The sequence below is a fragment of the Lentzea sp. NPDC058436 genome (genome assembly GCF_042721515.1).
Taxonomy (GTDB): domain Bacteria; phylum Actinomycetota; class Actinomycetes; order Mycobacteriales; family Pseudonocardiaceae; genus Lentzea.
In genome coordinates this window covers 1-13,050 of record NZ_JBHXLF010000031.1, presented here as the reverse complement: position 1 = coordinate 13,050, position 13,050 = coordinate 1, and the positions used below count along the sequence as shown (strand labels likewise).

Here is a 13,050-nt window from a genome sequence, read left to right as displayed (position 1 = left end):
AAGGGCAAAACGACGACAGCGTTGTTTCCTGACCGCAAAGCCGCCATGCGAGGGAACCATGACCGCTGAAGAGAGTTGGCATGCCGCACGCCTGATTCCGACCTCGGGGATCAACGGTGCCGAAGAACAGGAACGACGAGCGACGTCGGCGTTGCTGGCCGTCATGTCGGCGGTCCGCGAGTTCGGCCGGGCGCTGACCCAGCCGCTGGGCGCCCCCGCCGCCGCGGTGCAGACCTTCATCGAGGTCCCGTTCGAGCTCGACGGCCGCAAGCTCATCCCCGACGGGCTGGTCAGGGTGACGCGCGGGCAGAGGTCGTGGACCGCCCTGGTCGAGGTGAAGACCGGGTCCAACGAGCTCCAGGTCGAGCAGCTGGAGAACTACCTCGACGTCGCGCGGGAGTTCGGGTTCGACGCCGTCATCACGATCTCGAACGAGATCTCGCCGCTGCCCGGTCAGCACCCGACGCCGGTGGACCGCAAGAAGCTCAAGAAGGTGGCGCTGCACCACTGGTCGTGGAGCGAGGTGCTCTGCGAGGCCGTGATGCAGAAGGAGCACCGGGGTGTGGCCGACCCCGAGCAGGCGTGGATCCTCGGTGAGCTGATCAGGTACCTCGAACATCCGCGGTCAGGGGCGATGGCGTTCGAGGACATGGGGCAGTCGTGGGTTCCGCTGCGTGACGCGGTGGAGGCCCGCACGCTGCGGGCGACCGACAAGACCGCACCCGACGTCGTGCTGCGGTTCGAGGCGCTGCTCCGGTTCGCCGGACTGCAGCTCGGCCGTCGCCTCGGCACGGACGTCACGCCCGCGTTGTCCCGCAAGGACCTCGCCGAGCCGCAGGTCCGCCTCTCCCGCCAGCTCGGGCAACTGGTGGCGGAGGGCAGGCTGGCCGGCGGGATCCGCATCCCCGACACCGTCGGCACGCTGCACGTGGTCGCGGACCTGCGCGCCGGCAGGGTCATCTGCGGTGTCGACGTGGAGGGCCCGAGGGAGGGACGTGCGACGACGCGGGTCAACTGGTTGCTGCGGCAGCTGAAGAACGCGCCGGACTCGGTTCGGCTGGAGGCGTTCGTGGCGCACGGCAGGGGAGCGGGTGCGTCGGAACTGCTGGGCGCCGCCCGCGCGAATCCCGCGCTGCTCATCGCGGACCCGCAGAAGGAGATCCGAGGGTTCCGGGTGGAGATCTCGGTGCCGATGGGCTCGAAGCGCGGTACCGGGCGCAACTCGTTCATCGACTCGGTGCTGAACGCGGTGTCGTCGTTCTACGAGGAGATCGTGCAGAACCTCAAGCCGTGGTCCGCCACGCCGCCGAAGATCCGGGCGGAGGCCGCGTTCGTGCCGCCCGCGGACGTCCCGGTGGCGCTCGTGTCGACGGCGCCCTCGTCCCAGGACGGACCGGAGCTCCACGCTCCGCAACCGATGCCCGTGCAGGAGGTCCCGGTCGACGCTTAGGGCCTGTGTCGAAGTCCGGTCCGCGATAGCCGGGCCCGAGGCGGCCCCTGGCGGCACGGCCGGAACGCCCACGTACAACACCGGTACGCGGCCGTTCCGGCCGCACCACCAGGAACCGCCTCAAGCGCGACTCTCATCGAACCGGACTTCGACACAGGCCCTAGGCGAACCGGGTGAACGTCGAACCGGTCGGTAACGGTGCTTCATCGTTCAACGACCTAGGTCGTGGTCCACCCGGAAGCCTCGGCATCTCACGGGATGCCACGCGAAGAGTGGTGAGGCGGTTTCCGCCGATCGCCTCACCACTCACCTTCTGGCAGCAGGCCGCAACCTCTTGCGCAGCAGCAGGAACACCCCCGCCGCGCCGGCGACGACCAGCCCCGCGATCCACACGGGCAAGGGCTTTCCCGACGGCTCCACCGCGGCGGCCGGTTCGGGTGCGGCGGAGACCGCTGTGGTCGGCAGAGGCGGTGCGATCTCCTGCCACGGCGACGGGCCGTCCACCGTCCCCTGCACCATCTGCGGGTCCACCGGCTTGATCAGCAACGTGCCCGGCACCGTCAGCGTGCCCAGCGGGTGGTCGGGGAAGATCCCCTGCACGCCGAACACCTCGTACGTGCCGGCGGGCAGGCTGAACGTCACGGCGTAGTGCGCGGGTTCGCCCAGCCGGACGCCGACGAACACCCGCTCGTTCGTGCCGTCGCGGAACCGCAGGCCGGTCTTGTCGAGGTTGCCGGCGAACGGGTGGGTGCCGTGTTGCAGCACCCAGTAGCCGACCGTGTGGGTCACCGAGGGCTGGATCGACGGCACCGGGTCGACGTACGTGACGGCCCACGCGCCCGCGTGCGCGTTGGGTGCGCCGATCAGCAGGAACGCGCACATCAGCAAGAGAATTCTCATGACGCGGATACACCGGGAACCGACTCGGGGTTCCCGGTGTAGAGAGGGCATCACGGACGACGCGGTGGCACGGGCGATCGCAGGTGACCAGGCGGCCTACGGCGAGCTGGTCGCCCGCCACACCGCGCTCGCGCACCGGACGGCCTACCTGCTCGGGGCGGGTGCGGACGCCGGTGACGTGGTGCAGGAGGCGTTCGTGAAGGCCTACCGGAAGCTCGGCACGTTCAAGGAGGGCCTCGACTTCAAGCCGTGGCTGCTCAAGATCGTCGCCAACGAGACCAAGAACCTGCACCGCGGCAGGCGCCGGCGCAACCTGGTGGAGCTCAGGCTCGCGACCATCACGGAGACCGTCGACCACGACGACCCCGGCACGCTCGTGGACGACTCCCGCGCGAAGCTCCTCAAGGCCGTGCAGAGCCTGAACGAGCACGACCGACAGGTCGTCACGTGCCGGTACCTGCTGGACCTGAGCGAAGCCGAGACCGCCCAGACCCTCGGCCTCGCCAAGGGAACCGTGAAGTCACGGCTGTCCCGCGCGCTCGCCAAGCTGCGCCCGATGCTGGAGGAGGTGGCCCATGACCGATGATCACACCGAGGCCGCCCTCCGCGACCTCGCCGTGCACCTCCACGTCCCGGAGCCGCCGGACGTCACGGCGGCGGTGCTCACCAGGATCAACGCGCCGCGCAGGAGAAACCGCTGGCTCCAGGCGGTCATCGCGGCTGTCACGGCGTTCGCGATCGCGTTCGCGGTGTCCCCGGCGGTGCGGGCGGGCGTGCAGCAGCTGCTGGAGTTCGCCGGCGTCGAGTTCCGCACCGAGGCGCCGCAGTCGGTCGCTCCACCGCTGCCCAGTCAGGACGTGGCGCTCGACCAGGCTCGCAGGCAGATGCCGTTCGAGATCCACCTGCCGCAGGCCCTCGGCACGCCCGACAGGGTCACCGTCCACGAAGGACGGTTCGTCACGCTGCACTACGGCGACCTGAGGCTCGACCAGTTCGACGGCACGATCAGCTCGACCGTCGGCAAGCTCGTCCACGGCGAGGGCGTCGAGCAGATCAACGACAAGATCTGGATCCCGTACCCGCACGTGTTCTTCTACATCGACCGCGACGGCGCGTGGCACACCGAGGAGCCGCAGAAGGCAGGGCAAACCCTGCTCTGGCAACGAGGTCAGGTCACCATGAGACTCGAAGGCGACCTGACCAGGGACCGGGCGCTGGAGATCAGCGCCAGCTAGGCAGCCACAGCTGCTGCTGCCACATCTCCGGTGTGATCGGGTTGCCGTTCAGGATCGGCCACAGCCACACGAAGTTCGCCACCACGATGCCCACGTACAACGCCACGACCAGCAGCCCGGTGCCACGGCGTTCGGAACCGGCCGTCCGGCGGCCCAGGATCTCGCCCAGCGCCAGCACGATCAGCAGCACCAGGAACGGCGCCATCGGCGTGACGTAGAAGAAGTACATCTGCCGGTCGAGGTTGAGGAACCAGGGCAGCAGGCCCGCGGCGTAGCCGACCAGGACGCCGGCGTAGCGCCAGTCCATGCGGCCGATCGTGCGGAACAGGGCCCAGCCGATCACCGGGAACGCGAGCCACCACATCGCGGGCGTGCCGATGAGCATGATCGCGCCGAGGCACGACGCCGCGCCGCAGCCCGTGACGGAGTTGTCGTAGTAGTAGAGCATCGGACGCAGGCCCATCGGCCACGTCCACGGCTTCGACTCCCACGGGTGCCGGTTGGTCTCCGAGGTGACCAGCTCGACGTGGAACTTGTAGACGTTCTTCGCGTTGTACCAGAGCGACTGCAGGACGTCCGGGATGTACGAGACGTCCTGGACCTTGCCTCCGACCACGTGCCGGTCGATGCCGGTCTCGCTCGCCATCCACGGGAACCACGTCGCGATGTACACGAGCACGGGGATCGCGACCAGACCGCCGAGCGACGGCAGCACGTCCTTCGCCAGCGCGCCCAGCCACGGTTCCTCGACGCCGGCCGCACGGCGGGCCAGCGCGCTCCACAGCACGGTCAGCAGACCGAACGCCGCGATGTACCAGATGCCCGACCACTTGATGCCGCACGCCGCACCGAGCATCACGCCCGCGCCGAAGCGCCACCAGCGGAAGCCCAGCCACGGCCCGAACGCCGAGTTGTTGATGAACCCCTCGCGCACGGCCACGGCCAGGCGCGCGCGCACCTGTTCGCGGTCGACGACCAGACAGCCGAACGCGGCGACCACGAACAGCGCCAGGAAGATGTCGAGCATGCCCATCCGCGACTGGACGTGCGAGACGCCGTCCGCGATGAGCAGGACGCCGGCCAGCGCGCCCAGCAGGTCCGAACGGGTCAGGCGGCGCGCGATCCGGATGATCAGCAGGATCGTGATCGCGCCCGCGAGCGCCGAGGCGAACCGCCAGCCGATGCCGTCGTAGCCGAAGAGCTCCTGGCCGATCGCCATCAGCTGCTTCGCGAGCGGCGGGTGGACGATCAGCTCGTAGCCGGGGTTGTCCTCGTAACCGCCGTTGCGCAGCACCTGCGCCGTCTGCGGCACGTAATGCTTCTCGTCGAAGATCGGCGTGCCCTTGTCCGTCGGATACCCGACGTTCCAGAAGCGCACGACGGCACCGATCAGCGTCACGACGGCCGTCATGAGCCATCCGCGCAACCGGTCTCCGGACGGAGGCGGGTCGAGCGCGGCCGCACGATCCGTGCGCGGCTCCTCGACGACGACGGGCGCCTCTCCTGGCTGCACGAGGACTGTCACGCCGCCGATCGTAGGGTGAAGCTTGTGAGTCCTGTATCCGGTTCAGGCCGTCTCGTCCTGGCAGCCACCCCACTCGGGGACATCCGCGACGCCTCCGCGCGCCTGATCGAGGCCCTGGAGACGGCGGACGTCATCGCCGCCGAGGACACCCGCAGGCTGCACAGCCTGGCGGCGGCGTTGCAGGTCAAGCCGTCCGGCAAGGTGATCAGCTTCTACGACCAGAACGAGGTCGGGCGCCTTCCCGGACTGCTCGAATCGCTGCACGGCGGCCAGACCGTGCTGCTCGTGACGGACGCCGGAATGCCGTCCGTTTCCGACCCCGGCTACCGGCTCGTCGCCGCGTGCGTCGAGCAGGACCTCACGGTCACGTGCCTGCCGGGGCCGTCCGCGGTCACGACGGCGCTGGCGCTGTCCGGCCTGCCGAGCGACAGGTTCGCGTTCGACGGCTTCCCGCCGCGCAAGTCCGGCGAGCGCAAGCGCTGGTTCGCCCCTCTGACCACCGAACAGCGCACCGTCGTCTTCTTCGAGGCACCCCACCGGCTCGCGGACACGTTGCAGGACGCCGTCGAAGTGCTGGGGCCTGACCGCCGCGCCGCCGTGTGCCGCGAGCTGACGAAGAAGTACGAGGAGGTCGTGCGCGGAACCCTCGGTGAGCTCGCCGAGTGGGCCGTGGAAGGCGCACGCGGCGAGATCACCGTGGTGCTCGGTCCCGCTCCCGTGGCGGACACGCCGGACCTCGACACGCTCGTCGCCGAGGTGAGGCAGCGCGTCGCCGACGGGGAGCGGATGAAGTCGGCCGCCGCGGAGGTCGCGGAGGCGGCAGGGATCAGCAAGAAGACCCTCTACGACGCGGCGATCAAGTCAAGCTGACTCCTTGTTGAACGTCCGCACGCCGTAGAACACGCCGACCAGCACCAACGCCACCACCGAGATCAGCCCGTAGAGCGCCGAACCGGGGTTGAAGATCGACCGCTCGGCGTCGACCACGTGCGCCAGCGGGTTGATCCGCGACAGCCAGTAGAGCCACTGCGGGCCGTTCGACATGGGCAGCAGCACGCCACTGAGAAGCATCAACGGCACGATGGTCGCTGACAGCACAGAGGCGAAGACGTACTCCAGCTTCACCTTCAACGCGATCGCGTACGACACGGATCCAATGGCGATGCCCAGCAACGCCACCAGTCCGAGCCCGAGCAGCATCTGACCCGCCGAGGCCCTGAACCCGAACAGCATCGCGGCCAGCATGATCAGCAGGCTCTGCACGACCAGCAGCACCACGTCCTTGCCGACCCGCCCGACGAGCAGCGCGACCCGGCTGACCGGGGTGACCCGCAGCCGTTCCATCACGCCCGTGCGGACCTCGGGCAGCAGCGAGAAGCCCGCGTAGGCCGTCCCGAACAACGCCATCTGCACCAGCAGGCCCGGCACGAACCACTGCCAGCCGGTGTCGCCGAGCAGCGGACCGAACAGGCCGAGGTAGAGCAACGGCTGGGCGAGCCCGAACACGATCGCGACCGGGTTGCGCAGCACCGGCAGCATCACGCGCGAGAACACGAGCCAGGTGTCACGCAGCACTGGTTTCCTCCCTCAACGAGCGACCGGTCATGGTCAGGAACACGTCGTCGAGCGTCGGCCGGTGCACCTGGACGGAGTGCAGCTCGACGCCGATGTTGTCGAGGTCCTTGAGCAACGACGGCAACGCGCGGTCGCCGTTCGGGATGCGGAAGCTGACCTTCTCGCCGTCGACAGCGGCGTTCTCGAACTTCGTGGCGACGAGCGTCGCCTGGGGCGTGCCGAGCACGACGAGGTCGCCGGAGACGCGGTGCTTCAGCTCGTCCGGTGAGCCCTCGCCGACGATCGAGCCGTGGTCGATGACCAGCAGCCGGTCGCTCAGGAAGTCGGCCTCGTCCAGGTAGTGCGTGGTCAGGAAGACCGTGACGCCGTCGGTCCTGAGCTGCTTGATGTGGTCCCACAGGTTGCGGCGGCTCTGCGGGTCGAGCGCCGTGGACGGTTCGTCCAGGAACAGCAGGCGCGGGTCGTGCAGCATGCCCATCGCGATGTCGAGCCGGCGTTGCTGGCCGCCCGAGAGCGTCACGATCCCGCGCTTCTCCAGGCCCTGGAGGTCGAACCGGTCAAGCAGTCCTGCCACCTTCGTGCGGGCCTCGTGCTTGGAGAGGCCGTAGAAGCGGGCCTGGAACTCCAGCTCGTCACCGACGCGCTGGTCCAGGCCGCCGCCGCCCTTCTGACCGACGTAGCCGATGTTGCGGCGCACGCCCGCGGGGTCGGTCAGCAGGTCGTGCCCGGCGATCACCGCCCCGCCCGCGCTTGGCCGCAGCAGCGTCGTGAGCATGCGCAACGTCGTGGACTTGCCGGCGCCGTTCGGGCCGAGGAACCCGACGAGCTCGCCCTCGGCGACGTCGAAGTCAACCCCGCGCACGGCGTCCACAGGACCGGCCTTGGTGGTGAAGCGGCGCGCGAGGCCGCGTGCCTCGATCATGCTCGAACCCCCTCTAGTCAACTTTGACTAGAGGCTAGCGGGAACTAATCAAGTTTGACTAGTCCCTCAGGTCGTAGGCACCGGCCTCCAGCCGTTCGATCAACTCCCGAGTCCAGCGCACCTGGCCTTCGAGGTGGACGAGCCACAGTCGAAACAGCTCGCTGACGTGCGCGGGCTTGCCCATGTCCGGCATCGACTCGACGCCGTGCCTGGTGGGCGTGAGCTGGCCTTCGAGGCCAGCCAGCCGGTTCTTCAGCAGCACGACCGCCTGCCTGCGGGGGACGAGGTTGAGCATCGCGACGCCCGCGGAGACCTCGTCGTTGCCCGCGGCCGGGTTCGCGAGCGCGTGGCCGAGCAGGTCGTCCAGCTCGTGCTCACCGGCGGGCGTGATCTTGTAGGTGGTGCGGGCGGGGCCCTCGCCGGACTCGACGCCGACCGGCTCCAGCAGTCCGTCCTTGGCCAGCGCCTTCAGCGCGTGGTAGATCGAACCCGGCTGCACGTTGGCCCAGCTGTCCGCCGACCACGACTTGAGCTCGCGGCGCACCACGTAACCGTGCGCCTCGCCGACGAGCTTGACCACGCCGAGCACCAGCATCCTGGTCGCGGACAATCCGACCTCCCACTCGGTGAAAACCCCCTGGCACCGCCTCCGTAGGCTATGTCCATGAGTGCCTCCGTACTGACCGCGGTGGCCTGGCCTTATGCAAACGGCCCCAGGCACATCGGTCACGTCTCCGGTTTCGGTGTCCCGTCCGACGTCTTCTCCCGCTACATGCGGATGTCCGGACACCGGGTGCTCATGGTCAGCGGCACGGACGAGCACGGCACACCCATCCAGGTGCAGGCCGAGAAGGAGGGCCTGACGGCCCGCGAGCTCGCCGACAAGTACAACCGCGTCATCGCCGGTGACCTGCAGGGCCTCGGCCTGTCCTACGACCTCTTCACCCGCACCACCACCGGCAACCACTACCAGGTGGTGCAGGACCTGTTCTCCGCGCTGTGGAAGAACGGCTACGTCATCCCCAAGGTCGAGATGGGCGCCATCAGCCCGTCGACCGGCAGGACGCTGCCCGACCGCTTCATCGAGGGCACCTGCCCGATCTGCGGGTACGACGGCGCGCGCGGCGACCAGTGCGACAACTGCGGCAACCAGCTCGACCCGATCGACCTGAAGAACCCGCGGTCCCGGATCAACGGCGAGACGCCGAAGTTCATCGAGACCGAGCACCTGTTCCTCGACCTGCCCTCGTTCATCGAGTCGCTGGGCTCGTGGATGGGCACGCGCTCCGAGTGGCGTCCGAACGTGCTCAAGTTCTCGCAGAACCTGATCAAGGACCTGCGGCCGCGCGCCATCACCCGCGACCTCGACTGGGGTGTGCCGATCCCGCTCGACGGGTGGAGCGACCAGCCGATGAAGCGGTTCTACGTGTGGTTCGACGCGGTCATCGGGTACCTGAGCGCGTCCGTGGAGTGGGCCCGTCGTTCCGGAAACCCGGACGCGTGGCAGGAGTTCTGGACGGGTGACGCCCAGGGCTACTACTTCATGGGCAAGGACAACATCGTCTTCCACTCGCTCATCTGGCCGTCGCTGCTGCTCGGGCAGAACGGCGCGGGCGACAAGGGCGGCGAGGCCGGCCGGTTCGGCACGCTGAACCTGCCGACCGAGGTCGTGTCGTCGGAGTACCTGACGATGAGCGGCTCGAAGTTCTCCACGTCGCGCGGCACCGTGATCTACGTCGGCGACTTCCTGAAGGAGTTCGGGCCGGACGCGCTGCGGTACTTCATCTCCGTCGCGGGCCCCGAGAACCAGGACACGGACTTCACCTGGGAGGAGTTCGTCCGCCGGACGAACTTCGAGCTGGCGAACGAGTGGGGCAACCTGGTCAACCGCTCGGTCTCGATGGCGCACAAGAACGTCGGCGCCATCCCGAAGGCCACCGCTCTGACGCCTGCCGACCACGAGCTGCTCGCGCAGTCCAAGGCGGCGTTCGACACGGTCGGTGCGCACCTGCGCCGCTCGCGGTTCAAGCAGGCCTCCGGCGAGGCGATGCGCGTGATCTCGCTGGCGAACAAGTACCTGTCCGACCAGGAGCCGTGGAAGCTCAAGGACGACCCGGACCGCCGCGACTCGGTGCTGCACACGGCGTTGCAGGTCGTGCAGGACGCGAACACGCTCATGACGCCGTTCCTGCCGCACTCGGCGCAGAAGGTGCACGAGGCGTTGGGCGGCACGGGCGTGTGGGCCGCACAGCCGCAGATGAACGAGGTCACCGACCTCGACATCCCCGAGCGCTCGTACCCGGTGCTGACCGGTGACTACGCCGGTGAGCAGGCCAAGTGGGAGTCCACGCCGCTGGAGGTGGGCCGGCCGTTGCAGAAGCCGTCCCCGCTCTTCACGAAGCTGGACGCGAAGCTGGGCGAGGTCGGGCCCGAGTGGGCTCCGATCGTCACCGACTAGTGGCGGACAAGCGCGAACGACCGCCGGTGCCGGAAGCTCTTCCGGCACCGGTGATCGACGCCCACACCCATCTCGACGCGTGTGGAGCCTCGAACGCGGCGGACGTGGCGGTCCTGCTCGACCGGGCGGAGGCCGCCGGCGTCTCGCACGTGATCACCGTGGCGGACGACCTGGCCGCCGCTCAGTGGGCCGCCGAGGCGTCCACTTGGGACCCGCGGGTCTACGCGGCGGTGGCCGTGCACCCGACGCGCACCGCTTCGTTCGGTGACGCGGAGAAGTCCGAACTGGAGCGTCTCGCTTCCATGGATCGTGTGGTCGCGATCGGCGAGACCGGTCTGGACTACTACTGGGACTACTCGCCGCCGGCCGCCCAGCACGAGGCTTTCCGTTGGCACATCGACCTTTCCAAGCGCGTCGGGAAGCCGTTGATGATCCACGACAGGGACGCGCACGAGGACATCCTCAAGATCTTGTCCTCGGAAGGCGCACCGTCCACTGTGGTGTTCCACTGCTTCTCCGGCGACGCCGACTTCGCCCGCCGGTGCGTCGACGCGGGGTACGTGCTGTCGTTCGCGGGCCCGGTGACGTTCAAGAACGCGCGCGCTCTGCGGGAAGCGGCCCAACTCGTGCCCCAGGACCAGCTCCTGGTGGAGACGGACGCGCCGTTCCTGACGCCTCATCCGTTCCGGGGGCGTCCGAACGAACCCTATTGTGTGAATTACACAGTTCGGGATCTCGCTACGCTGCGTGGCGAAGATCTTTCTGAACTCTGCGCCGCTGTCACCCGTACTGCTCAACGAGTGTTCGGGCTTGACCACTGAAATGCGACGTAGAGCGAACGGAGTACAGGGTTCCTCCCCCCATGGGGTGACTGACGTCACAACATCGGTGGGGGTGTTTGCGCAACGTGCCTCACCCCGTTACTGTCCCGTGACCGTGCCACCTGAGCCGATGTTGTCGGTTCGGAGCACGCCCGCAGTCGGGGCGGGACCGAAGCCAGAAGCGCGAAGAAGCGAGACCACGTAGGAGGAGTTGCCGGGAATTTCGAGTTCCAACTCGAATGATCTTGTCAACGCCAACTGTGCGGTGGCCTCAAAGCTTCCGCAATGGAGGTATCGACCCTGATGTCTGGTAGCGACAGAACTGCCGCTCCGTACGACTTCAACGACGACACCGACTGGTTCACGCCGGTCGGCGGCACCGCCGTTGGCGTCGTTGACCCCCACCCGAGCTTTCCCGCCGGTGCGCTGACCATCACGCCCGCGGACGTGCTCGAGGTGCTCGGCCCGGATGCGGACGACCTGCTCGCTTCCGCGAACGTCGACGTCGACGAGCTGATCCGTCTCATCAACGCCGAGACGACGATCATGCCGCCCCTCGTCCTCCCGTCGGAGGAAGAGGAACAGCGCGACCCGCAGGTCGTCGTCAAGGCCGCCTCGACGTGGAAGCGCCGCTTCCTCAAGGGCGCGGTCGCGGCCGTCCTCGTGTCGATCTCCGGCGGCGGCGTGACCGCGATGGCGATGGACAAGTCGCTGACGGTCGAGGTCGACGGCGCACTGCAGACCGTCCACTCGTACGAAGGCACGGTCGGCGAGGTCCTGGCGGAGGAAGGCATCGTCGTCGGTGAGCACGACGCCCTGTCCCCGTCGCTGAACGCCCCGATCTCCGACGGCGGCAAGATCAGCCTCGACCGCGGCCGCCTGCTCAAGACGAGCGTCGACGGCCAGGCCCGCGAGGACTGGGTCCGCTCGATCACCGTCGAGGAAGCCGCGAAGCAGCTCGGCGTGCCGCTCGAAGGCGCGTGGATGTCGATGCCCGGCTCGCACGACATCCCCCTCGAAGGCATGAACCTCGAGGTCAAGACCAGCAAGCTCGTCAAGCTGTTCGACGGCGCGAACCCGGTCCGCGAGATCAAGACCACCGCCCTGACCGTCGACGAGCTCCTCAAGGCCGAGAACCTCACCCTCGGCCCGGAGGACGCGGTCTCGTCCGGCACGGACGTCAAGATCGCGACCGGCGCCGAGGTCTACATCTCCCGCACCGGCGTCACGGTCATCAACGTGAACGAGCCGGTCGCCCCGCCGGTCGAGAAGACCAACGACCCGAACATGAACGCGGGCGAGCAGAAGGTCACCGACCCCGGCGCCCCCGGCGAGCAGACCTCGCAGTACCGCGTGACGGTGAAGAACGGCAAGGAGATCAGCCGCGAGAAGATCGGCGGCAAGGTCACCAAGGAGCCGAAGCCGAAGAAGATCACCGTCGGCACCAAGCCCCTCCCCGACGGCGAGGTGTGGGACCGCCTGGCCAAGTGCGAGGCGGGCGGCAACTGGGCCATCAACACCGGCAACGGCTACTACGGCGGCCTCCAGTTCTCGGCCAGCACCTGGGCAGCGCACGGCGGCACCGCCTTCGCGCAGCTCCCGCACCAGGCCACCCGCGAGCAGCAGATCGCCATCGCCACCAAGCTCCGCGACCGCGCAGGCGGCACGTACGGCGCCTGGCCAGGCTGCCGCGCGAAGCTCGGCCTGCCGTAAACGCTCTCCCTCTCCGTCCCCAGACCGAGGCCGTCCTGGTACGCCAGGGCGGCCTTCGTCGTCTCCGGGCGGGGGCGCTGCGGGGCGGCGGGGTGTGTGGCGGCGGGGTGTGGGGCGGCGGGGCGGGAGAGGTTGGGTGCGGAGAGGTTGGGTGCGGAGAGGTTGGGTGCGGAGAGGTTGGGTGCGGAGAGGTTGGGTGCGGAGAGGTTGGGGGAGCGCACCCGCCACGGTGACGCGGGGAAGGCGTGTCGGCACCCCGGCGGGGCAGGGCCGGGTGAGGCAGGGGCTGGGTGGGGCAGGGCTGGCGGCGCGGGGAAGGCGTGTAGGCACCCCGGCGGCGCAGGGCTGGGTGGAGCAGGGCTGGGCGGCGCGGGGCTGGGCGGCGCGGGGCTGGGCGGCGCGGGGCTGGGCGGCGCGGGGCTGGGCGGCGCGGGGCTGGGCGGCGCGGGGC

At 68.9% G+C, this 13,050-nt stretch carries 12 protein-coding genes; 7 read left to right on the top strand and 5 right to left on the bottom strand.

Going from position 1 to position 13,050, the window contains the following annotated elements; all coding sequences use genetic code 11:
* Nucleotides 1-58 precede the first annotated feature (58 nt).
* Nucleotides 59-1,450 (top strand): hypothetical protein, encoded by a 1,392-nt coding sequence (locus tag ACFWN2_RS43565; protein WP_382436562.1) that lies wholly within the window; start codon nt 59-61, stop codon nt 1,448-1,450.
* Nucleotides 1,451-1,756: 306 nt separating this feature from the next.
* On the opposite strand, the gene ACFWN2_RS43560 is transcribed toward ACFWN2_RS43565, so the two are convergent.
* Nucleotides 1,757-2,350 carry a hypothetical protein gene (locus tag ACFWN2_RS43560; protein ID WP_382436561.1) on the bottom strand — a complete coding sequence of 198 codons (594 nt, stop codon included), beginning with the start codon at nt 2,348-2,350 and terminating at the stop codon, nt 1,757-1,759.
* Between the two features lie 64 nt (nt 2,351-2,414).
* On the opposite strand from ACFWN2_RS43560, the gene ACFWN2_RS43555 reads away from it, so the two are divergent.
* Together ACFWN2_RS43555 and ACFWN2_RS43550 are read left to right on the top strand one after the other, a co-directional pair.
* On the top strand, nt 2,415-2,936 hold the full coding sequence (locus ACFWN2_RS43555; protein ID WP_382436560.1) for an RNA polymerase sigma factor: 522 nt from the start codon (nt 2,415-2,417) through the stop codon (nt 2,934-2,936).
* Complete coding sequence (locus tag ACFWN2_RS43550) at nt 2,926-3,585, top strand: hypothetical protein (protein WP_382436559.1); 660 nt, start codon at nt 2,926-2,928, stop codon at nt 3,583-3,585. The genes ACFWN2_RS43555 and ACFWN2_RS43550 overlap by 11 nt, the downstream gene beginning before the upstream one ends.
* Here the strand turns inward: ACFWN2_RS43550 and ACFWN2_RS43545 are convergent.
* On the bottom strand, nt 3,572-5,110 hold the full coding sequence (locus ACFWN2_RS43545; RefSeq protein ID WP_382436558.1) for a dolichyl-phosphate-mannose--protein mannosyltransferase: 1,539 nt from the start codon (nt 5,108-5,110) through the stop codon (nt 3,572-3,574). The two genes, ACFWN2_RS43550 and ACFWN2_RS43545, sit on opposite strands and share 14 nt — an antisense overlap.
* Nucleotides 5,111-5,134: 24 nt before the next feature.
* On the opposite strand from ACFWN2_RS43545, the gene rsmI reads away from it, so the two are divergent.
* Nucleotides 5,135-5,980, top strand: a complete 846-nt coding sequence (gene rsmI, locus ACFWN2_RS43540) for a 16S rRNA (cytidine(1402)-2'-O)-methyltransferase (RefSeq protein WP_382436557.1) — start codon at nt 5,135-5,137, stop codon at nt 5,978-5,980.
* On the opposite strand, the gene ACFWN2_RS43535 is transcribed toward rsmI, so the two are convergent.
* From ACFWN2_RS43535 to ACFWN2_RS43525, 3 genes are read right to left on the bottom strand one after another with little or no spacing between them, the layout of a single operon-like run.
* Nucleotides 5,972-6,685: an ABC transporter permease gene (locus tag ACFWN2_RS43535; protein WP_382436555.1), complete on the bottom strand. Its 714-nt coding sequence runs from the start codon at nt 6,683-6,685 to the stop codon at nt 5,972-5,974. The genes rsmI and ACFWN2_RS43535 overlap by 9 nt on opposite strands.
* Nucleotides 6,675-7,607 (bottom strand): ATP-binding cassette domain-containing protein, encoded by a 933-nt coding sequence (locus tag ACFWN2_RS43530; RefSeq protein WP_382436554.1) that lies wholly within the window; start codon nt 7,605-7,607, stop codon nt 6,675-6,677. Before ACFWN2_RS43530 ends, ACFWN2_RS43535 begins: the two co-directional genes overlap by 11 nt.
* 58 nt (nt 7,608-7,665) lie before the next feature.
* Nucleotides 7,666-8,217: a PadR family transcriptional regulator gene (locus tag ACFWN2_RS43525; RefSeq protein WP_382436553.1), complete on the bottom strand. Its 552-nt coding sequence runs from the start codon at nt 8,215-8,217 to the stop codon at nt 7,666-7,668.
* A 54-nt stretch (nt 8,218-8,271) separates the two neighbouring features.
* Here ACFWN2_RS43525 and metG point away from each other — a divergent pair, with 54 nt between their 5' ends.
* The 3 genes from metG to ACFWN2_RS43510 all read left to right on the top strand — a co-directional run bounded on the left by metG (nt 8,272) and on the right by ACFWN2_RS43510 (nt 12,599).
* The gene (gene metG, locus ACFWN2_RS43520) at nt 8,272-10,065 is read left to right on the top strand and encodes a methionine--tRNA ligase (protein WP_382436552.1); all 1,794 of its coding nucleotides are present in this window, start codon (nt 8,272-8,274) and stop codon (nt 10,063-10,065) included.
* Between the two features lie 26 nt (nt 10,066-10,091).
* The gene (locus ACFWN2_RS43515; protein WP_382436550.1) at nt 10,092-10,886 is read left to right on the top strand and encodes a TatD family hydrolase; all 795 of its coding nucleotides are present in this window, start codon (nt 10,092-10,094) and stop codon (nt 10,884-10,886) included.
* A gap of 303 nt (nt 10,887-11,189) precedes the next feature.
* Nucleotides 11,190-12,599, top strand: coding sequence for a transglycosylase family protein (locus ACFWN2_RS43510; protein ID WP_382436549.1), 1,410 nt, complete (start codon nt 11,190-11,192; stop codon nt 12,597-12,599).
* Nucleotides 12,600-13,050 lie beyond the last annotated feature (451 nt).